Here is a 19,271-nt window from a genome sequence, read left to right on the forward strand (position 1 = left end):
CCCCCTCAACACGGCCGACAACTGGCTGCACTTCGCCCTGGGCCTGGGCATGATCGCCCTCGGCGTCCTCCTCACCCGCCGCACCCACACCGGCGCCATGCGTTAGGACGGTCGCATGTCTCTCTCCATCGCTCAGCAAAGTGTCGAGCAGCTCGGCGGTCAGGCCAGCATCCTGGCGCGACAGCGCCGTGACCACGCCGAACTCGACCGCCTCATGAACCTCTACGCCTCCGGCGGCCGGCCACGGGAGGAGCGGCAGCAGACACTGAAGGACATCATCCAGCTGACCTTCAGCCACGCCTTCGCCGAGGAGACCGTGCTGTGGCCCGCCCTGCGGCGGCTCGCGCCCGACGGCGAGGAGCTGACCTCGCGGGTCGAGGAGGAACACCAGGAGATCAACGACCTCGTGGCCGACATCGAACGCACGGACCCGGACGATCCCCGCCACGACCACTTGACCGGCCGGGTCTTCGCCCTGATCCGGCAGGACATCCGGGACGAGGAGGACCTGCTCCTGCCGCGACTGCAGGAGGCCCTGGGGCACGACCCCGCGCGCCTGCGCCGTCTGGGCTCGGCCTGGGAGACCGTCCGCCGCACCGCTCCCACCCACCCGCATCCGGCGGTGCCGCGCCGGCCGCCCGGCAACGCCCTGGCCGGGGTCCCCCTGAGCGCGTTCGACCGCGCCCGCGACCTGTTGCCCACCGGTACCCGGGCATTCCGGGCATTCCGCGGCCGGAGGGTCGCGGCGGCGGTCGCGGCGCTTTTCGCCATGTGGCTCGTGGGCGTGTCGGTACGGCGGAAGCGCTGACACGCGGCGGCGCCGGCCGTGCCTCCCGGCGTCTGCCGGTTCCGTCCGCCAAGTCCACCGGGTCCGCCAAGTCCACCGGCGGGAAGCCGCGGGCCATGCCGCATCGGCGGCGCGGCATGGCCCGCGAGGCAGCTACTTCTCCTCGAAGTCGTCCCGGCTCACACCCGCCTCTTCCAGAGCCTCCCGAATCGTGCGGCCGGTCCCGCCCTCCGACTCCGGTCCGGCCTTGCTGGTGTCCTTGACGACTTCGTCGGTCGACTCCGTCTTCGGCCGGTTCTCCTCGGGCACAGTCATGGGCCATTTCCTCTCTGGGCGTCCGGTTGCCACAGCGGGCCGTGCGGCCGACCGGGAGGCCGGTCGCGCTTCTGTCCCCGGCTTCCTCACGACAAGAAGCCGACACTGCGGCACACCAGCCGCTTTTCCTCTTATATGCCGCCTAAACCCGATCTGCGGCGTAGCTCGGCCGAGCGGATGACTCACGGTTTCCCTCCCGGCGCCACGGGCCCTGGGCATCCATGCGTTCCTACCGTCGCCCCCTCGCCGACCGCACCGCACCGCACCGCTGCTGCTGAAGGGGTACGCCTGGCTTCCGGACCGGATGCGGCGTGCCGCAGGCCCCGTCGTCCGTGCCCGCGTGCTCGGGCGGCACGCGGTGGCTCTGCGTGGTCCGGAGGCGGTGCGGTTCTTCTGCGACGAACGCCACGTACGCCGCCACCAGGCCGTCCCGGAGCCGGTGCTCAGCACCCTCTTCGGCCATGGGGCGGTCCACACGCTGGACGGTGAGGCACACCGCGTCCGCAAGGCGATGTTCCTGTCGCTCCTCACGCCCCCCGCCCGTGTCGCCGACCTGGCCGAGCGGGTCACCGAGGTGTGGGACGAGGCGGTGGCGTCCTGGAGCGACCGGCCGGACGTGGTGCTGTTCGACGAGGCGGCGACAGTCCTCACCACCGGGGTGTGCCGCTGGGCCGGCGTACCGCTGGGCGGGCCGGGGGCGGAGCCCGTGGCCCGTGACCTGGTGGCGATGGTCGACGGCTTCGCCACCCCGGGACCGCGCCACTGGCGTGCCCGCAGCGCCCGCGGCCGGTGCGAGACCTGGCTGGCGGGCCTGGTGGACGACGTGCGCACCGGCGCCGCCACCGTTCCCGAGGGCTCGGTCGTCGACGTGGTGGCGCAGCACCGCGATGCCGACGGCCGGCTCCTCGACGCGCGTACCGCCGCGGTGGAGTTTGCTCAACGTCGTCCGGCCCACCACGGCGGTCGCCTGGTTCGTCGCCTTCGCCGCCCACGCCCTGCACCGCTGGCCCGACAACCGGAAACGGCTGCAGGCCGACGACGCGGCCTTCGCGGCGGCGTTCGTCCACGAAGTGCGCCGCTTCTACCCCTTCGCGCCGTTCACCGGGGGCCGGGCGGCCGCCGACCTGACCTGGCGGGGCGAAACCGTCCCCGCCGGAGGACTCGTCCTGCTCGACCTGTACGGGCAGAACCACGATCCCCAGCTGTGGGGCGACCCGTACACCTTCCGCCCCGAACGCTTCCTGGAACGCCCCGTGGAACGCGACGAACTGATCCCTCAGGGCGGCGGCGACCCGTCGACCGGACACAGGTGTCCCGGCGAAGGCGTCACCATCGCCCTGCTGGAAGCCCCCAGCGTCCGGCTGGCCCGCCTGGAGTACGACGTACCGCCCCAGGACCTGACCATCCCCCTGCGCCGCGTCCCGACCCGCCCGCGCAGCGGCTTCCGCATCACCGAGGTACGCCGCGCCGATATGTGACACCGGTCCGCACCGGCGGCGACCGGCTCGCGGACGCGGCAGACGGCACGCCCGTACCCCCGCTCCGGAGCGGCCGGCGCCCCTCGGGACCCACTGCCGAGCCGACGGCAGCCGTACGGAACGGTTCGTGATGCGCCGGAAGCCGTGTGCGGGCGGGCGGGGCCGTCGGTCTCGTACGGCGCGGGCGGGAAGACCGCGGAGCGCGGCCTCCGGGAATCCGAGCGGGCGCATCACCACGCGGTGGGCGTAATGTCCTTATACGGTGTTATTTTCCGCATGTTGAAAGGGCGGACTCATGAGGCATGAGGCTTCGCGGCATGCCCACAGGAGCCGTGGTCGCGTGCGACCGGGCAGGCGAACAGGGGAAACAGGGGAATAGGACATGGCTTCGCCGGAGGAGGAGGCCGGGGCGCCGGAAGTGCTGGACCGGCTGCTCTCCCGGGCGCTGCGCGAGACCGGGGCGTACGGCGGCGGGATCTACGTGCGGTCGGCGGACGGCCAGGTGCTCTCCGCCGCTGTGCTCGCCGGAGTGCCGTCCAACCTGGCGATGCCCTGGGCCAGGATCGGGATATCGGCCTCGGGCCCACTGGCCGAAGCGGTGCGGGAAGGCCGGCTGGTGTGGGTCGGGGCCGAGGGGGAGCTGGCCCGCCGCTACCCCCGCATCGGCCTCGCGCTGCCGTACTCGTTCGCCCTCGCGGCCGCTCCGGCACTCAGCGCGCAGCAGATCTGGGGCGGACTGCTGCTGCTGTGGCCGGGATCCCACCCCTCGGTGATCGAACGGGAGCGGCAACGGGCGATCCAGAAGGCCTGCGGATATGTCGGCGCGGCTCTGCGCCGCGCCGCCGAAAGCGGCCGTCCGGTCCTGCCGGGGGCCGGGCCGCGGATCATGCCGGTGCCGCGGCGGCGAACGGTCACCCAGGCCGAGGCGACGGCGGCGGTGGATTTCGCCGAGCGGCTCCCGGAGGGCGGCTGCGCGCTCGATCTCGACGGCAGGATCACGTTCATCACCCCCGTCGGCGCGGCGCTGGTCGGCAGTGACGTCCCGACCCTGCTGGGAGCACGCCCCTGGGAGACCCTGCCCTGGCTGGACGACCCCGTGTTCGAGGACCGCTACCGATCGGCGGTGATGAGCCGTCATCCCACGTCCTTCACCGTCCGGCGCCCGGACGGCCTGTGGCTGTCCTTCGAGCTCTATCCCGACGCCCGGGGCATCAGCGTCCGTATCGCCCGCTCCGGTGTCGCCGCGGGCGCGCAGGTCCCCACGCCCGCACCGACCGCGAACCCGCGGACGGAGACGGGGCCGACCCGCGCGGGGGTGCTGTACCAACTGGCCCACCTCGCCGCCGCGCTGACCGAGGCGCTCAGCGTGCCCGATGTGATCCGGCTGGTGGTCGGCCAGATCGCGCCCAGCTTCGGTGCCCAGGCCGTCGTACTGCTCGCCGCACAGGCGGGAAGGCTCCGCGTACGCGGTCATCACGGCTACAGCTCGCAGGAGGTGGCGCATTTCGACGGAGCGCCGCTGACACCGGACAGCCCCGGCGGACGCGTGGTGGCGACGGGTGAGCCGGCCTTCTTCGCCTCCCGCCGCGAACTCGGCGACGCCTTTCCCGGCTCCACGGCCGACGACGGCAACAACGCCTGGGCCTTTCTGCCCCTCCTCGCCTCGGGGCGCCCGATCGGCTGCTGCGTACTGGCCTATGCGCGTCCTCACGTCTTCGGGCACGACGAACGCGCCCTGCTGACGGCGTTCGGCGGGCTGGCCGCCCAGGCGCTGGACCGCGCCCATCTGTACGACACCAAGAGCGGACTCGCCCGCAGCCTGCAGGCGAGCCTGCTGCCCCAGACACTGCCGGAGCTCCCCGGCCTGCAGGCGGCGGCCCGTTACCTGCCCGCCACCCGCGGCATGGACGTCGGGGGAGACTTCTACGACCTGATCCGCCTCGACGACACCACGGCCGCCGCGGTCATCGGAGACGTCCAGGGGCACAGCGTCACCGCCGCCGCCCTGATGGGGCAGGTCCGTACCGCCGTGCGGGCCCACGCCATCGCCGGAGCGTCCCCCGACGACGTCCTCGCGCGGACCAACCGCCTCCTCACCGACCTGAACCCGGGGCTGTTCACCAGCTGCCTGTACGTCCAGCTCGACCTCGCCCGCCGGCGTGCGTGCCTCGCTACCGCGGGCCATCCGCTGCCGCTCCTGCGCCACCCGGGAGGGCGCATCGAAAGCCCCGCCCTGCCACCCGGGCTCCTCCTGGGCATCGATCCCGCAGCGGACTACCAGGCGGTCGATGTCGCCCTGCCGCCCGGCGCGGTCCTGGCCCTGTTCACCGACGGTCTGGTCGAAACACCGGGCACCGACATCGAGGACGCGACCGCGGACCTCGCCGAAGTCCTCAGTGCCGGGGACCACGACCTCGAAGCCCTCGCCGACGGCCTCGTGCGGCACGCACGGCCGTCGGGCGACCGCAGGGACGACACGGCCCTGTTCCTGCTGCGTCCGGCCCCGCCGTGACGGCGGAGCCCACCGGGCCCACCCCACGCCACCGGGCCCACCCCATGGGCGGATGAGTCCTGTGGGGCATATGTGGTACTGCGCGGGGAACCCGCAGACCACGGCGACCCATCGGTACCGCGACGGCGCAGCGCGGCGGAGGGTCCGACGGAACTGTCTGTGAGGAGAGACCGTGAGCGTCACTGCAGGGGCGGAGGAACTCGACACCGCCGATCCGAAGAGGGGGATCCTGCTGCCGGGAGTCCCTGCGGCCGGCCGGCCGACGGCCGTCACCGCGGATCCGCAGCACCCGGCCGGTAACCGCGGCGGTGCCGTATGTGCGGACTGAGCGGAGAGATCAGGTTCGACGGCGGGCGGCCCGACGTCGCCGCGGTCGAACGCATGACCGACCGGCTGGCGGCGCGCGGTCCCGACGGGCGGGGGATGTGGTCGCAGGGCGCGGTGGCCCTGGGGCATCGCCGACTGAAGATCATCGACCTGTCCGAGCGCGGGGCCCAGCCCATGACCGACATGCAGAGCGGGCTCACCGGCGTCTTCAACGGCTGTGTCTACAACTACCAGGAGCTCCGTAAGGAACTGGAGGGCCTCGGGCACCGCTTCTTCTCCACCTCGGACACGGAAGTGCTGCTCAAGGCCTACCGGCAGTGGGGCACCGACTGCGTCGAGCATCTCTTCGGGATGTTCGCTTTCGCCATCGCCGAGCACGACACCGGCCGCCTGGTGCTGGCCCGCGACCGCCTGGGCATCAAGCCGCTGTACCTGACCGAGGGGGCGGACCGCATGCGATTCGCCTCGTCCCTGCCGGCGCTGCTCGCGGGCGGCGCGGTGGACACCTCCCTCGACCCGGTGGCGGTGCACCAGTACCTGAGCTGGCACGCCACGGTGGCCGCGCCGCGGACCGTGCTCGCCGGGGTGCGCAAGCTCCCCCCGGCCACCGTGCGGGTCGTGGAGCGGGACGGCCGGTACCGGGAGCACTGCTACTGGCAGCCGTCGTACACCCGCAGGTCCGCGTACGCCGGCATGGACGCGGCCGACTGGCGGGACGCGGTGCTGGACGCGCTCCGCACGGCCGTGCGCCGCCGGATGGTCGCGGACGTGCCGGTGGGTGTACTGCTGTCGGGCGGCCTGGACTCGAGCCTGATCGTGGCCCTGCTGGCCGAAGAGGGGCAGACCGGCCTGTCGACCTTCAGCGTGGGATTCGAGTCGGAGAACGGTGAGGAGGGCGACGAGTTCAGCTACTCGGACCTCGTGGCGAAGCGGTTCGCCACGGACCACCACCAGCTCATGATCCCCTCCGACCGGGTGTCGAACGGGCTGGGCGGGGCGATAGAGGCCATGAGCGAGCCCATGGTCAGCCACGACACGGTCGCCTTCCACATGCTGTCGGAGCAGGTCGCCAAGGAACTCAGCGTCGTCCAGAGCGGACAGGGCGCGGACGAGGTCTTCGCCGGCTACCACTGGTATCCGGCGATGGCCGCCGTCGGGCGTGAGCAGGAGCCCGCGACGTACGCCGACGTGTACTTCGACCGGCCGCACGCCGATCTGGCCCGGATGCTCCAGCCGCACATGCTGGTGGACCACGACGCCTCCGGCGACTTCGTCCGGGCCCACATGGCGGTCGACGGCGCCGAGACCGCACTCGACGCGGCGCTCCGGCTGGACGTCCACGTCATGATGGTCGACGACCCGGTCAAGCGTGTGGACAACATGACCATGGACTGGGGCCTGGAAGCCCGGGTGCCGTTCCTCGACCACGAACTGGTCGAACTGGCCGCCGCGTGCCCGCCGGAGCTGAAGCTCGCGCAGGAGGGCAAGGGAGTGCTGAAGGACGCCGGCCGTCAGGTGCTGCCCCGCGAAGTCGTCGACCGCCCCAAGGGGTACTTCCCGGTCCCGGCGATCCGGCACATGGCCGGGCCGGTACTCGAACGCGTGCGTGAAGCCCTGTCCGCTCCCGAAGCCCGGCAGAGAGGCGTCTTCCGCGAGTCGTACGTCGCCGAACTCCTGGCAGCGCCCGACGCGCACCGGACCAAGCGCGGAGCCAACGCCCTGTGGCAGGTAGCTTTGCTGGAGATATGGCTGCAGACGCACGGAATCAGGTGATCGGCGAGCGGCGGCTGCGGGAGCCGGGAAAGGCTCCCCCTTCGTCCGCCCCCTTCGCGACCACGTTCCCGGGCACCCCGGGCCGGTTCTCGCCGGGCCGCGCTCCGGCCGCCGCGTCGGCCCCCGCGGCGGTGCTCCTGCCGGACGCACCGGGAACCCGGGACACTCCGACCCCCCTGGCGGTCCACGGCTGCTGGTACCCGTCGGCGGACCCGACGGGCGGGCAGGTGGCCTTCATCTGCGACCGGACCGGTGTACCGCAGCTGTGGGCCGCGGCTGCCGACGGCAGCGCCGCCCACCTCCTGGACGCCGATCCGGACCCGGTGACGGAGGTCTCCTGGTCACCCGACGGCCACTGGATCGCGTACACCACCGCTCCGGGAGGCGGTGAGCACACCCGTGTGCTGTGCGTACGCCCCGACGGCACCGGCCGCCGGATGCTCGCCGGCGCCGAGCAGGGCCAGTTCGCCCAGCTGGGCTGCTGGGCGCGCGACGGCTCGGCTCTGGCCGTCACCGTCGCCGAACCGGCCGCCGTGGACGCGGTGGCCGCCGTGGCCGCGGAGCCCGGCACGGCCGGTCACACACACGGCGAATTCCGCGCCGACGCGCAGCTCGCGGCACTGCCCGCGGGCTGGGCCGACCGGGACGGCCACGCCACCCTGCTCGGCGGCGGGAACCGGGACCACGCGGGGCCCGGTCCGCACCCGGGGACGGCCGCGCCGGCCGCCGGGGGCCCCGCGGGCGGCGAGGTGACGAGCGGCGGGCTGGCCGCGTACCTCGTCGATCCCTTGGGGGTGGGCTCGCCCGTCCTGCTGGCCACCGAGGCCGGCGCCGCCACCCTGCGGGTGTGCGACATCAGCGCCGACGGCCGCTTCGCGCTCCTGCGCCGTGGCCCACGAGGACGGCGTGAGGCGATGGTGGTGCGCACCACCGACGCGCGGACGACGTGCGTGGTACTGGTGGCCGACGGCGATCCGTGGATCGGCCGGTTCTCGCCCGACCGGCGCACACTGTGGCTGCGCAGCGACGCCGACCGTGAGTTCCCGGCCCTCATGAGCGTCACGCTGGGAGCCGGCGGCGAGCGTCTCGGCCTCGGTGTGGTGGCCGAGCGGGACGCCGCGGGCCTTGAACTGCTGACCGTCTCCGACGACGGAGGGTCGGCCGTCCTCGCCTGGAACGTGCACGGCGCGAGCGAGCTGGAAGTCGTCACCCTCCCCGCCGCGGGGCAGGGCAGCGGCGCGTCCCCGCCGCAGGCCGTCGCCGTACCGCTGCCGCACGAGGTGGTGACGCGCATCTCCTCCAGCGGGCCGAGCGGCATGTTTCTCGCCCTCTCCGGCTCCCAGCGCCGGCCGGGCGTGTGGCGGATTCCCGACGGCGCGTCCCCTCTGCCCCCTGTGCGCACGGGCTGGTCGGCGCGTGACGAGGACGCCGTACCACCGGGCCGCCCGCCGGTGCGTCCCCGGCCGGTGCGCCTGCGCGCCCGCGACGGTCTGCCGCTCGGCGGCTGGTACTACCGGGCGGCGGACCGCGACACCGGCGGGCCGGCACCCTGCGTGATCCACCTGCACGGCGGGCCGGAGGAGCAGGAGCGGCCGGTCTTCAATCCGCTCTACCACGAGCTGCTCGGCCGCGGGCTGGACGTCTTCGCGCCCGATGTCCGGGGTTCGTCGGGCTGGGGCCGCTCCTTCGTGGACGCGGACCTGGGCACCGGGCGGTTCGCGGCGATCGACGACGTCGCCGACTGCGCCGCGCACATCGTCGCCGTCGGGCTCGCCGATCCCACACGGCTGGCGGTGATGGGACGTTCGTACGGCGGCTACCTGGTGCTCGCGTCCCTGGTGTGGCACCCGGACCTGTTCCGTACCGGCGTCGCTGTCTGCGGCATGTCGGACTTCGCGACCTTCTTCGCCGGGACCGAACCGTGGATCGCGGAGTCGGCCGCTGCCAAGTACGGCCATCCCGAACACGACCGGGAACTCCTGCACGCACTGTCCCCCATGAGCCGCATCGACGCGCTGCGGGTTCCGCTGCTGGCGGTCCACGGTGAGCACGACACGAACGTCCCGCCCGGTGAGTCGGAGCAGGTGGTACGAGCGGCACGCGAGCACGGCGTCCCCTCGGAGCTGCTGCTGTTGAGGAACGAGGGGCACGATTTCTTGCGGGCGGACAACCGGCGGCTGTTCCGTCGCGCCGCCGCCGACTGGATGGAACGCCACCTCAACGGCTGAGCGGTTCAGGCCCGGCCGGTCACGGCGTGGTGCTCTGCGTGGTGATCAGTTGGACCAGGGAGGGTAGGCCTTCGGCGAGTGCGCGGCGTTGCTGGTCGGCGGGGGTGCCCTGCCGCAGCAGGCGATGGACCAGGGAGCCGACCTGCCGGGCGTCTCCGGCCTCCTCCAGGGCGGGGGCGATGTGCTCCATCAGCAGATACACCACATCGCCCGCGCTGCGCAGGGTGCCGTCGGGGGCGACCAGGGACCCGCTCATGCCGTGCCGGGCGGCGTGCCAGTTCGCGCCGTGCAGCAGTTCCGGCGCGCACCGGGGCACCGGCGCACCGGCCTTCTCGTCACGGATGGCGGTCGCCACCAGCCCGCGGACGATCCCGGCGAACATCACCGCGTCGTCGGCCCGCAGCTGCACGTCCATGCACCGCACCTCGATGGTGGGATACCGGCCGGACAGCCGCGCCTGCCAGTAGAGCTGCCCCGTGTCCGTGATGATCCCCGAGGCCAGCAGCCCCTGGACACGCCGCTCGTGATCGGCGAGATCCTCGAAGTACGGCGGCGGCCCGCTCACCGGCCACCGGCCGAAGATCAGGGTGCGCCAGCTCGCGAACCCGGTGTCGTGCCCGTCCCACAGCGGCGAGTTCGCCGACATCGCCACCAGCACCGGCAGCCACACCCTCACCCGGTTCAGCACGGCCACCCCCGTCTGCGGATCGGGCACCGCCGCATGCACGTGCATCCCGTTGATCAGCTGCTCCGCGACCAGCTGCGGCGCCTGGGACTCCATCGCCAGATACCGCGGCTGACGGCTCACCGGAACCGGCGCCGCCCGCCGGAACGGCGCCGTCGCACAGGTCGCCAGCCGGCACCCCAACTCCTCGGCCGCGGCACCGACCGCATGCCGCAGACGCAGCAGATGACCCCCCACCTCCTCCAGGTCCGTACACACCGGAGTGGCGACCTCCACCTGCGCCTGCAACAGCTCGGCCTGCACCTCCCGCCGCTCCACCACCGGCTCCAGCCCCGACGACCCGCGCACCTCCTCGGCCAGCGGCACCGGCAGCCCCGACCCCGGATCGAGCAGCAGATACTCCTCCTCGACACCCACAGTGATCATGTTCCGTGACTACCCCCAACCACCCCCCCACGAACCAGGGGGAGAAGCGGCCCGGAGGCCACAAGGTGTCCCCGGTTCCTGCGGGTTCCTCCGGGGCGGATCGCTGACCGCGTCACGGTTGCGTCACGGTGGTGTGTGCGGTCGGCCGCGGGGCACACCTACTTCGGGACGGGCGGTCCCGGACCGGGGTCGGTGGACCCCGGCCTCAGGGAGGTCGAACCGCCCTCCCACCATCCGTTGGCGAGCGGGAAGGCGGAAACGTTCATGCTGATGGCCCACTCAACAGTCCTCCACGAGCTTGTGTCGCGATACGAAGCCCTGCGTACTGCCACAGAGGAATCGTCCGCCACGGCTGAGCTGAAACGCCGGCTGGAGGACGCGGCCTACACGCTGTGTGTCATCACCGGAACGCGCCACCCCGACCAGGCACTGGCCGTGGCCCGTGCACGGCTGGCCGCCACGGACGACTGACCCGCCCCGTCCCGGTGCGGAGCGGGGCAGCCGGAACCCGGCGGCCGGCCGGCCGCGGCTGTGGACCGGTCAGCGATGCGGCCGGGCCCGGCGTCCCGTGCGCGAGCCCCGGTAGGCCGCTTCCCTCAGCCCGCTCAGACGTGGTGTGGGGTGCAGACGCGGCAAGTGGTTGAGGTACGGGTCGTAGGCCGGGACTGCGTCCGGTGGAGCGCCCTGCGTCGAGTGGGTCGTCAGTGTCGCGAAGCGCCGCCACGGTTCGCGGGGCCCCGCGGCGCACAGCTCGAACGAGAGGGGAGTGTGCCGCAGGGCGGTGCGCAGTGCGTCGAGGTCGCTGCGTACGGCGGGCGCGTCGGCCGAGGGGGCGGCTGCCAGCACACGCGGGCGGTCGCCGACCTGGTAGGCGAGGAGCGTGGAGTAGGGACCGGCCAGCGCGTGGCGCCTGGGCAGCGGCACGTGCCGCGTCCACCGGCCGCCACCGCTGGTGGTGAACAGCAGATCCAGCGGCCGGCCCGGTCCGCCGGCATCGACGACGCGGACGGCGAGACCCAGGCCGTCCGGCAGCCGTCCGGGGAGCCCGGCGGCCCGTGACCACCGCACCAGCGCCGGATACCGGCCCGGCCGGTCGAGCCACGGCTCGCCCCACCACTGTTCATTCGCGTGCACTTCCAGGGTTGCGGCGCACGTCACCCCGTGAGGGTGGAGCGCCGGCCCCTTCCGCAGCGCGGCAACCCAGCGGGCCACGGCCCATGGCCAGGGCCGGGGGCCGCCCCTGTCGTGTGTCGCCGTCCGTTGCGTGCGGCTGCTCATCGCGGCTCGCCTTCGATGCTCTTCGAGGAAACCGGTGCCACCGGTCCGGCCTGCCGCTCGTTCGCTCAGCAGTGCCAGGGCAGCGGGGCCATGGCACGCTGCCACATGCCCTCCGCCTGCTGCCCGGGGCGCTGCTGCTCACCGTGCAGCGCGTTGAGGACGATCAGACCGCCGGTCAGGGCGGGCACCGCCCACTGCATGCACATCAAGCGGTGATCCACCTTCTCCATGTCGGCCGGGTGCCTGGAGACCCTGTGCCCGTCTTCGGTTTCGGGCCGGGGCGAGGATGCCGACTCCACCTTTTTGCCCAGCACGCGGGCGTAGGCGGTGGCGGCCAGAGCCGCGCCGGTGAGGACGGTCTTGGCCAGAGTGGAGGCTGCCACCCCTTGTTGACCGGCGACCCTGGCGGCGTTGGCCGACAGCAGGCCACTGCCGCCGACCAGGTGCACGGCGATCGCGGCTGCGTTGACGGGCGTCCATTTCGACCAGCCGGAACTGGCGATGCGGGCGGTGGTCGCTTCGGTGCCGCCCTCGTCCCTGGCCGCGCCGTTCAGCCCGACCGCTCCCATGAGCGCGCCGCCGAACCAGGCTGCCAGGCCCACGTCGTGAAGGCTGCGCAGGACGGTGTTGCGTTCCGACATGGGACGGCTCCTTCGAAGTGCTTCGGATGTCGCCGGTGCGCGACCCTTCACTCACCGTGCGGTCAGGGCGCCGTCCGCCACCACTGCAGGTGGTCCGAACGGGCTGCCGGAGGCGAGGAAGGCCGGGGACAGCCGGGAGGGGGGCCGGCCGCGGGCGCCGGGGGCCGTGTGCTGGGTGCCGCCCTGCCTCCGGTCCGCCGCCGGGCCCGTACGGGGTCCCGGGCCGGCCATGGGCATCACTCGCGGTCCTCATCCGGGGCGCGGGGGCGGCGCCCTGCGAGCGGTGTCACGTCAGCGAGACGGCGAGCACCGCCGAGAGGACCGTGCACACGGCGACGGCGAGTATCACCGTCCGCGCCGGCCCCGCCAGCCGGCCGACCGCGGACCTCGGCCACGCGCCCGGCGCCGTGCGGCGGGTCGGCAACCCGGACGTACTCGGCCCGGCTGCCCCGGTGACGTGCGCGTTCCGGCTTTCGGCCTTACGCATCCGCGCACACTGCACGCAGCTTTCCCGTGCGTGCAGCGGCGAGTCGGGCCGGTACGCGCCGCGCGGCGGAGGATTGGGCACCGTGACCGGCTTGCTCCTGAAAAGCTCCATACTCGTTCCAACGCCCGGCCCGACCACCGGAAGTGCCCGGGGACCGTTCCGCAATCGCGCTGTCACCGAGCCGTTAAAGGCCTACAAACGGATCCGGCCGCCGGGATCTGATTTTCTGAACAGGCCCGTGTATCAGGAGGGCCGGGGGAGTTCGGGATCCTGGCCCCGCCACGTGCGATGCGGTGAGCGAGAACCCGCGGTGCGACGGCAGTGACCTGCACGGCCTTGCCCTGGACGGGGTGCTCACCGCACTCCCGCATACATGCCGGAAATTCTTCATATCTCATGGGTTTTCTCTTTTCCCGCACCCTTCCACTACGAGGTGACGAAAGGAAAGTGTGATCTGAGCCATTGGTGCAACGGGCGGCATATGCCCACCATGGGAACGATCCCGCCAGGAATCTGCCTACAGCGAAGAGTGATCCCTATGAGCAAGCAGCATGTACACGTCCGTCTCAATCGGGGCATGGAAGTCTCGGAAGAGGGTGAACTGGTCGAGCGGTTCGGTTGCCGGTGCGGAGCGGCCTGGACCAAGACGTACCGAGCCGAGAGCCCGGAGGCGGAGTGAGGCCGGGCCTCCGGGCCCGGGGTGCCGCGCCTGCCTGCCGCGCCTTCTCGCCGCTGCCCCCGGTGGCCGCCGACTGTGATCCGGCGTCGCCGTCCATGTCCTTTGCCGGGATGCCGGACGGTTCCGCCGCACGCCGGTAAACCTCCGGCGCCTCGTGTTCCTTCTGTTGGTCTACGCCCGGTGGCCCTTTCGGCCGTCAGGGGCTCTGATGGACAACGGACCGGTCCTCCTCCCCACCATGAAGAAAGGCACGCCGATGTACGAGATGCGCGCCGCGCCCACCGTGGACAGAGGCGAACTGGTCTGGCATGTCATTGCCAAGGACGCGCCCGCCAGCACTCTTTGCGGAAGCCGCCTCGCTCCACCCCTCGCCGCCACGCACAGCGAGGCGATCGCCGAACGCTACTGCGACCCCTGTATGACCGCGTTCAGCTCGGCGATGCAGAGCGACGCACACTGACCGGCCGGACTGCCGGCGGAGAGAAGGTCTGTGGGTGCATCCGCCGACCGCCCCCGAGGGAGCGGTCTGCGGATGTCCATTGCCGGGGCGGCTGCCGGCCGCCCGCGCCGGCCGGCCCGGTGGTGACGGCTTTCATGGTGATCGCATTCATGCGCAATCCATTACTGGTGCTGCTACTGATGATGCCGTCCAAGTGAACGATCGGTTACTTGTTCACCACTTTGAATTCGGATCCTTACCCCATTGCGGTGCAGGTGGGGATTCCGCGTCGCGGTGCATAGCGGTGCGGGCACTGCTCGGGTACGGTCGGTGTCATAGCAGTCGTGGTTCCGAACCCTGTTCGCCTGTGATCGGCGATCACAGTATTTTGTGCTGTTCAGAGTCTTCATGGGCCCGGCGATCACCTCCGGGTGCCGTGCTGTGCGGTATCCGCCCCTTTGATTCCAGGAGACCGGTATGGCTACGGGCACCGTGAAGTGGTTCAACAGTGAGAAGGGTTTCGGCTTCATCGAGCAGGACGGCGGCGGGCCCGACGTCTTCGCTCACTACTCGAACATTGCCGCCCAGGGCTTTCGTGAGCTCCAGGAGGGGCAGAGGGTGTCCTTCGACGTCACGCAAGGCCAGAAGGGCCCGCAGGCGGAGAACATCGTTCCGGAATAGCGGAGTGGGCCTGCCGGGGACGACGGCGCAGTAGGCGCACAGAAGCGCGGCAGGCCGCATATCAAGTGACAAGGGTGATCCCTTCGCGCTCCGGGTGCCCGCCTCGCGGGTACCCGGAGCGGCCGGGCCGGGCGCCGATTCGGGTGCCCGGCCCGGCGTGCTGTCAGCCCCGGACTGTCCCGGTGCAGAGGGGGCCGGCCCGGACCGCCTCGGTCGCGGCCCGCGCACAGAGGGCACGAACGGCTCCGGCAGGGCGGTGACGGGCCGTCACGGCCGGCTCGCACATGTGTCCTCCTCTCCGTCGGCCACGTGCACGGCGTGCACGGACTCGGCCCGGTCCCTGCCGATACGTTCGAGGGACGGACGGAAGCCGACGACATTCGGCGCCGTACGTCCACCGCGAGGGCTGCAAGGGGATTCGAGGAGTTCGAGGCCACCGTGGCTTCCTATGAGGAGGTCGTCGAGTTCCGCCGCATGTACGCCGCCCCGGCTGCTTCATCCACGCCGCCGTCCGGCGTCGGGGTCCCGCCGTACCTCGAACCCGCCGTGGCCGTCGAACCGCACCTCCAGCACGGTGTCGAACCCGTCCGACAGCGACGGCTTGCGCAGCCGCTTGAGCGTGGCGTGGACGCCCACGTCGGGGACGCGGTCTCGCCCCTCCCGCGCCGCGTTGCGCCGGAGCGAGCCCGGAACGTCCGGGGGGAACCAGTACGCCGTCACCGTCGCCCCCAGGGCGTGGCCCAGGGCCACCAGGGGCTCCCACTCCTGCGGCGACGGGTTGGTGTTGTCGACCGCCACCGACTCCCCGGCGGTCAGCGCCTCTTCCACCAGACGCATCTGCCGCTGCTGCTTGTTCCGCGCGGCGCGCGGAAACAGGTCCTTGCTCACCACTGCGTAACGGCCGGCGAGGCGCTGCTCGTAGAAGGTGGACTTCCCCGAAGCCTGCAGTCCGACGAGTACGGCCATGTCCAATCCCGCGCTGCCCGAGGGTTTCTGCACCGGCACCTCCTCATCGACACGGAACAGCCCCGGCGCCACCGGGCCGGTTCCCCTCCTCCGTCCCGAGCACTCGACCGCTGCGCCGCGGCGGTGACCGGACGATACGGGCCGGCTCCTGCGGCGCGCAGTGGTTCAGCGCATGTCCGGCGCCGGGTAATTCCGCCGGCCGGCCCTGCGGGAGCAGCCCGGTGACTTCCCCGGCCCAGGTGTGCGGCGCGGTCGGGTCCCGGGCACCGCGGGCCACCACGACAGACGTACGCAGCGGGGAAACCTGCGCGCCACCGGGCCGTGCGGTGCGTACGCGAACGTCCGCGCGCGGTCCGGGAGGCCCCGGACCGGTGTCATCCGCTCGGACGGCGGTCACGGAAGAGGCGTGGGAGGGGGCGGCGTCCGCCTGTCACTGATCCTCCTCGCGCGCTTTCCCGTCTCGCCGGCCGGACCCGGCCCGGCAGTCGTCAGCACGTGCGCGTGGCTGTGACCGGCACGCACCACGGTGTCAGGCAAGCACTCCGGCACGGTCCTCTTCAGAGGTCACCTTGTAGCCGGGGACAGAGGGCCAGCGGACCGTCAGTACGACGGATTCTTCCTCCGCGTACCAGGAGTGGTCGACGCCCCGGCCCCACACGACGTAGTCCCCCTGCTCGGCCAGCACGACACTGCGCCCAGGAAGTTCCACACGGAAGCGGCCGCTGACGAGGACCAGCAGAGCCGTACGTTCCTCACCGGTCACCCACTGCGCCCGTTCGTCGCCCTGCGGGTGGACGCCCCATTTGATCTCGACGGCCTCGCTGTGCCGAGGGTCGGAGACGTCCTTGAAGTGCCCGAGCAGCCATCCCCGGTCCAGTGGCGCGTCCTTGCCCGCATTGCCCACGTACACGCTGTCGTTCATGGCTTCGGAAGGTACCACCCGCTCCCACCGGTGACGCAGGCGTACGGTTTCCGCGCGTATCGGTCCTGTGCGGGGCAGCCGGGCCGGCCGCGGCCGGCAACGAGTGGCTGCGGGAAAAGCGCTAGCCGGTCTCGACGAGCCCGGCGAGATTCGCCAGTGCCATCCGCGTACCGGTCTCGTTGTCGGCGGCCGGAATGCTGTCGGGAATTCCTTCGTGCACGATGAGGACGTCAGTGCCGCCGTCTGCCTCGGTAAGCGTTGTGGTCAGCGTCATCTCGCCGCCGAGTTCGGGATCTGCCGTCTCGAACTCGAACACCTCGACCACTTGCTCGTCCGGTACGAGCTTCACGAAGCGGCCGTGGTACGTGTCGGTTCGCGCCGTCGACTTTCCGGTTCCGTTCGGCGCGTCGTATGTGAGCGAGATTCGGAACGAGCCGCCTTCACGGGCATCGAACTCATGCACGTGGCTGCTCATGCCCGGTGGAACTCTCCACTTCGCGATCGCGGCCGCATCGAGAAGCGCCCGGTAGACAGCGGGACGGGGGGCACTCACACGACGGGAGATCCGAGTCGAATACACGTATGCAGATTATGGCTCGTGCCCCCCGGGCGCTCCGGTTCGGGAGGCGCCTTACTCTGCGTTCTTCTCCTTGATACGCACCGTTTCTTTCCGGACCTCGGCCTGGGTGGCGCGTTCCCGCTCCAGCCACTCGGGGCGGTCCTTCTTCAGCGCGTCGATCTGCTCCGTGGTGAGGGCTTCCGTGACTCCGCCACGTGCGAGACCCGAGATGGAGACGCCCAGCTTCGCCGCGACCACCGGCCGGGGGTGCGGGCCGTTGCGGCGCAGCTCCAGCAGCCACTCGGGCGGATCGGCCTGCAGCGCGTTCAACTCGGTGCGTGAGACGACACCCTCCTGGAACTCGGCGGGGGTGGCCTCGAGGTACACACCCAGCTTCTTCGCCGCGGTCGCGGGCTTCATTGTCTGGGTGTTCTGGTGCGACGTCATGGTGTCAAGGGTATCGAGCATGTGCGCTACCTCCGACCACGGCCGGTAACCTGGGGGAGTGACAGGCTCGGAAGTACCTCCTTCGTTTCGGCTCGCCTACGTCCCCGGGGTGACGCCCACGAAGTGGGTGCGGATCTGGAACGAGCGGCTGCCCGGAGTCCCGCTGACCCTCGTCGCGGTGTCCGCCGCCGAAGCGCCCGACGCGTTGCGTGACGGCGGTGCCGACGCGGGCTTCCTGCGGCTGCCGGTCGACCGGACGGATCTCAGCGCGATCCCCCTCTACACCGAGACGACGGTGGTCGTGATCCCGAAGGATCACGTCGTGGCGGCGGTCGACGAGGTGTCCGCCGAGGACCTGGCCGACGAGATCGTGCTGCATCCCCTCGACGACACCCTCGAATGGGAGCACCCGCCGGGACAGCCCGCGAAGGAGCGCCCCGCCACGACGGAGGACGCCGTCGAACTGGTGGCGGCAGGAGTGGGTCTGCTCGTCGTCCCGCAGTCCCTCGCCCGCCTGCACCACCGCAGGGACCTCACGTACCGGCCGGTCTCGGACGTCCCCGAGTCGCGCATCGCGTTGTCGTGGCCGCAGGACGAGACCACCGAACTGGTGGAGCAGTTCATCGGAATCGTCCGGGGGCGGACCGTCAACAGTTCACGGGGCCGCCCCCCGGCCCCGGCACAGTCGAAGGGCAGGAGCCCCGAGGCGGGCGGCGCACAGCGGAAGCCCGCAGCAGGCAAGGCGGCCGGCAGGACGGCCGGGAAGAACCCGCGGAGCGGTTCCGCGCGGAGCGGTCCCGGCGGCCCCAAGGGCGGCAAGCGCGGCAAACCTCGCCGTCGGTCGTAGCCCCGGTTCGGCCGGGCCGGCGGATACGCGAGGGTTCGGGCCGGCCGGCAGCGGAGAGCCGCGAGGCACCGGTTGCCGCCTCAGTCGTGGTCGACACGCTCGCGCACGATCGTGCCGCCCGCCGCGTCGATGTCGAACGTGGTCTTGTTCCAGTCGTCGGTGGTCACGACATCGACGGACCAGATGAGGGCCCCGCCGTCGCTGTCGTCAAGCTTGACGGAGCTGACCGTGCCACTCTTCTTCTCCGTGGCGGTTCTGGCCGCCTGCTCCCAGTTCCGCTCGGCCCCGGCCAGCCGATCGGCCAGTTCGCGTTTGTCGTCGGCGTCCTGGTCGGCCTCCGCACCGGACCGGGTCACCCTGCCCGAGACGGCGTCGACGCGGACGCCGTGGGCGGTGCCGTCCTCCGCGGCGACCTCGGCGATCCACTGCGGACCGTTCTTCAGCTCGATCCCGGCCAGCTTGCCTCCCGGAACCTCCCCCACCGCCGTACGGGCGGCCCTGTCGTAGCTGATCCTGGCGGACGGGAGCAGGGCCTTGCGCTCGGCCTGGTCCTCGGTGAGCCCCCCGGTGTCCGACGGGCTGTCGGTCCGCGCCGGACTCGGCGCCGTCGTGTTCCCGGTGGCGGCGCCGGGGGAGGGCTCCCCTCCACCGCCGTTGTCGTCCCCGCACCCGCTCATCAGTACCGCCGAGGCGGCGACAGCGCACAGGGCGGCCCCGGCCCGGCCCCATCGGTGGCGTGAGATGCCGGTCCTCACGCGGCTGGACTCGAAGTTCATACCGGCACCCCTAGCCGT

General features: G+C 71.9%; 19 protein-coding genes and 2 pseudogenes. 11 read left to right on the forward strand and 10 right to left on the reverse strand.

From position 1 onward, the window contains the following. Both ACWD0Y_RS24520 and ACWD0Y_RS24525 read left to right on the forward strand, forming a co-directional pair. A pseudogene (locus ACWD0Y_RS24520) lies at positions 1–106 on the forward strand (DUF4383 domain-containing protein); the annotation flags it as partial. Between the two features lie 9 nt (positions 107–115). Next, complete coding sequence (locus ACWD0Y_RS24525) at positions 116–808, forward strand: hemerythrin domain-containing protein (protein ID WP_450262469.1); 693 nt, start codon at positions 116–118, stop codon at positions 806–808. Between the two features lie 132 nt (positions 809–940). Here the strand turns inward: ACWD0Y_RS24525 and ACWD0Y_RS24530 are convergent, their stop codons facing one another. Continuing rightward, positions 941–1,102: a hypothetical protein gene (locus ACWD0Y_RS24530; RefSeq protein WP_450262470.1), complete on the reverse strand. Its 162-nt coding sequence runs from the start codon at positions 1,100–1,102 to the stop codon at positions 941–943. Positions 1,103–1,406: 304 nt separating this feature from the next. Between ACWD0Y_RS24530 and ACWD0Y_RS24535 the strand changes: the two are divergent. The 5 genes and pseudogenes from ACWD0Y_RS24535 (at position 1,407) to ACWD0Y_RS24555 (ending at position 9,420) form a co-directional block, all read left to right on the forward strand. After that, positions 1,407–2,580 (forward strand): annotated as a pseudogene (locus tag ACWD0Y_RS24535) (cytochrome P450). 382 nt (positions 2,581–2,962) lie between these two features. Next, entirely contained in the window at positions 2,963–5,092 is a 2,130-nt protein-coding gene (locus ACWD0Y_RS24540) for a SpoIIE family protein phosphatase (RefSeq protein ID WP_450262471.1), read from the forward strand. 172 nt (positions 5,093–5,264) lie between these two features. Beyond that, on the forward strand, positions 5,265–5,420 hold the full coding sequence (locus ACWD0Y_RS24545; protein WP_450262472.1) for a hypothetical protein: 156 nt from the start codon (positions 5,265–5,267) through the stop codon (positions 5,418–5,420). After that, positions 5,408–7,192 (forward strand): N-acetylglutaminylglutamine amidotransferase, encoded by a 1,785-nt coding sequence (locus ACWD0Y_RS24550; protein WP_450262473.1) that lies wholly within the window; start codon positions 5,408–5,410, stop codon positions 7,190–7,192. Before ACWD0Y_RS24545 ends, ACWD0Y_RS24550 begins: the two co-directional genes overlap by 13 nt. Next, positions 7,165–9,420 (forward strand): S9 family peptidase, encoded by a 2,256-nt coding sequence (locus tag ACWD0Y_RS24555; protein ID WP_450262474.1) that lies wholly within the window; start codon positions 7,165–7,167, stop codon positions 9,418–9,420. Before ACWD0Y_RS24550 ends, ACWD0Y_RS24555 begins: the two co-directional genes overlap by 28 nt. 19 nt (positions 9,421–9,439) lie before the next feature. On the opposite strand, the gene ACWD0Y_RS24560 is transcribed toward ACWD0Y_RS24555, so the two are convergent. Further along, complete coding sequence (locus tag ACWD0Y_RS24560) at positions 9,440–10,531, reverse strand: carboxylate-amine ligase (RefSeq protein WP_450262475.1); 1,092 nt, start codon at positions 10,529–10,531, stop codon at positions 9,440–9,442. 270 nt (positions 10,532–10,801) lie between these two features. On the opposite strand from ACWD0Y_RS24560, the gene ACWD0Y_RS24565 reads away from it, so the two are divergent. After that, on the forward strand, positions 10,802–11,002 hold the full coding sequence (locus ACWD0Y_RS24565) for a DUF5133 domain-containing protein (protein ID WP_450262476.1): 201 nt from the start codon (positions 10,802–10,804) through the stop codon (positions 11,000–11,002). A 69-nt stretch (positions 11,003–11,071) separates the two neighbouring features. Here ACWD0Y_RS24565 and ACWD0Y_RS24570 read toward each other — a convergent pair whose 3' ends face one another. The 3 genes from ACWD0Y_RS24570 to ACWD0Y_RS24580 form a co-directional block, all read right to left on the reverse strand. Beyond that, the gene (locus tag ACWD0Y_RS24570) at positions 11,072–11,689 is read right to left on the reverse strand and encodes a phosphodiesterase (protein ID WP_450262477.1); all 618 of its coding nucleotides are present in this window, start codon (positions 11,687–11,689) and stop codon (positions 11,072–11,074) included. Between the two features lie 185 nt (positions 11,690–11,874). Then, entirely contained in the window at positions 11,875–12,450 is a 576-nt protein-coding gene (locus ACWD0Y_RS24575; protein WP_450262478.1) for a hypothetical protein, read from the reverse strand. 286 nt (positions 12,451–12,736) lie between these two features. Beyond that, positions 12,737–12,937: a hypothetical protein gene (locus ACWD0Y_RS24580; RefSeq protein ID WP_450262479.1), complete on the reverse strand. Its 201-nt coding sequence runs from the start codon at positions 12,935–12,937 to the stop codon at positions 12,737–12,739. Positions 12,938–13,824: 887 nt separating this feature from the next. On the opposite strand from ACWD0Y_RS24580, the gene ACWD0Y_RS24585 reads away from it, so the two are divergent. After that, positions 13,825–14,076 carry a hypothetical protein gene (locus tag ACWD0Y_RS24585; RefSeq protein WP_450262480.1) on the forward strand — a complete coding sequence of 84 codons (252 nt, stop codon included), beginning with the start codon at positions 13,825–13,827 and terminating at the stop codon, positions 14,074–14,076. Positions 14,077–14,532: 456 nt separating this feature from the next. After that, complete coding sequence (locus ACWD0Y_RS24590) at positions 14,533–14,736, forward strand: cold-shock protein (protein ID WP_093797454.1); 204 nt, start codon at positions 14,533–14,535, stop codon at positions 14,734–14,736. Between the two features lie 495 nt (positions 14,737–15,231). Here ACWD0Y_RS24590 and ACWD0Y_RS24595 read toward each other — a convergent pair whose 3' ends face one another. The 4 genes from ACWD0Y_RS24595 to ACWD0Y_RS24610 all read right to left on the reverse strand — a co-directional run bounded on the left by ACWD0Y_RS24595 (position 15,232) and on the right by ACWD0Y_RS24610 (position 17,630). Beyond that, positions 15,232–15,735 carry an AAA family ATPase gene (locus tag ACWD0Y_RS24595; RefSeq protein WP_450262481.1) on the reverse strand — a complete coding sequence of 168 codons (504 nt, stop codon included), beginning with the start codon at positions 15,733–15,735 and terminating at the stop codon, positions 15,232–15,234. Positions 15,736–16,231: 496 nt separating this feature from the next. Next, complete coding sequence (locus ACWD0Y_RS24600) at positions 16,232–16,624, reverse strand: signal peptidase I (protein WP_450262482.1); 393 nt, start codon at positions 16,622–16,624, stop codon at positions 16,232–16,234. A gap of 121 nt (positions 16,625–16,745) precedes the next feature. After that, on the reverse strand, positions 16,746–17,204 hold the full coding sequence (locus tag ACWD0Y_RS24605; RefSeq protein ID WP_450262483.1) for an SRPBCC family protein: 459 nt from the start codon (positions 17,202–17,204) through the stop codon (positions 16,746–16,748). Positions 17,205–17,255: 51 nt separating this feature from the next. Beyond that, positions 17,256–17,630, reverse strand: a complete 375-nt coding sequence (locus tag ACWD0Y_RS24610; RefSeq protein WP_450262484.1) for a DUF5997 family protein — start codon at positions 17,628–17,630, stop codon at positions 17,256–17,258. A gap of 58 nt (positions 17,631–17,688) precedes the next feature. Here ACWD0Y_RS24610 and ACWD0Y_RS24615 point away from each other — a divergent pair, with 58 nt between their 5' ends. Beyond that, positions 17,689–18,477 (forward strand): LysR family substrate-binding domain-containing protein, encoded by a 789-nt coding sequence (locus tag ACWD0Y_RS24615; RefSeq protein WP_450262485.1) that lies wholly within the window; start codon positions 17,689–17,691, stop codon positions 18,475–18,477. Positions 18,478–18,557: 80 nt separating this feature from the next. On the opposite strand, the gene ACWD0Y_RS24620 is transcribed toward ACWD0Y_RS24615, so the two are convergent. Further along, the gene (locus ACWD0Y_RS24620) at positions 18,558–19,253 is read right to left on the reverse strand and encodes a PepSY domain-containing protein (RefSeq protein WP_450262486.1); all 696 of its coding nucleotides are present in this window, start codon (positions 19,251–19,253) and stop codon (positions 18,558–18,560) included. Positions 19,254–19,271 lie beyond the last annotated feature (18 nt).

Source organism: Streptomyces altiplanensis, assembly GCF_053591575.1.

What these genes read in the sequence shown, in the direction of transcription:
- ACWD0Y_RS24525 (WP_450262469.1), top strand. Translation starts at nt 116, where the DNA reads ATGTCTCTCTCCATCGCTCAGCAAAGTGTCGAGCAGCTCGGCGGTCAG.
- ACWD0Y_RS24530 (WP_450262470.1), bottom strand. Translation starts at nt 1,102, where the DNA reads ATGACTGTGCCCGAGGAGAACCGGCCGAAGACGGAGTCGACCGACGAA.
- ACWD0Y_RS24540 (WP_450262471.1), top strand. Translation starts at nt 2,963, where the DNA reads ATGGCTTCGCCGGAGGAGGAGGCCGGGGCGCCGGAAGTGCTGGACCGG.
- ACWD0Y_RS24550 (WP_450262473.1), top strand. Translation starts at nt 5,408, where the DNA reads ATGTGCGGACTGAGCGGAGAGATCAGGTTCGACGGCGGGCGGCCCGAC.
- ACWD0Y_RS24555 (WP_450262474.1), top strand. Translation starts at nt 7,165, where the DNA reads ATGGCTGCAGACGCACGGAATCAGGTGATCGGCGAGCGGCGGCTGCGG.
- ACWD0Y_RS24560 (WP_450262475.1), bottom strand. Translation starts at nt 10,531, where the DNA reads ATGATCACTGTGGGTGTCGAGGAGGAGTATCTGCTGCTCGATCCGGGG.
- ACWD0Y_RS24565 (WP_450262476.1), top strand. Translation starts at nt 10,802, where the DNA reads ATGGCCCACTCAACAGTCCTCCACGAGCTTGTGTCGCGATACGAAGCC.
- ACWD0Y_RS24575 (WP_450262478.1), bottom strand. Translation starts at nt 12,450, where the DNA reads ATGTCGGAACGCAACACCGTCCTGCGCAGCCTTCACGACGTGGGCCTG.
- ACWD0Y_RS24580 (WP_450262479.1), bottom strand. Translation starts at nt 12,937, where the DNA reads ATGCGTAAGGCCGAAAGCCGGAACGCGCACGTCACCGGGGCAGCCGGG.
- ACWD0Y_RS24585 (WP_450262480.1), top strand. Translation starts at nt 13,825, where the DNA reads ATGGACAACGGACCGGTCCTCCTCCCCACCATGAAGAAAGGCACGCCG.
- ACWD0Y_RS24590 (WP_093797454.1), top strand. Translation starts at nt 14,533, where the DNA reads ATGGCTACGGGCACCGTGAAGTGGTTCAACAGTGAGAAGGGTTTCGGC.
- ACWD0Y_RS24600 (WP_450262482.1), bottom strand. Translation starts at nt 16,624, where the DNA reads ATGAACGACAGCGTGTACGTGGGCAATGCGGGCAAGGACGCGCCACTG.
- ACWD0Y_RS24610 (WP_450262484.1), bottom strand. Translation starts at nt 17,630, where the DNA reads ATGACGTCGCACCAGAACACCCAGACAATGAAGCCCGCGACCGCGGCG.
- ACWD0Y_RS24620 (WP_450262486.1), bottom strand. Translation starts at nt 19,253, where the DNA reads ATGAACTTCGAGTCCAGCCGCGTGAGGACCGGCATCTCACGCCACCGA.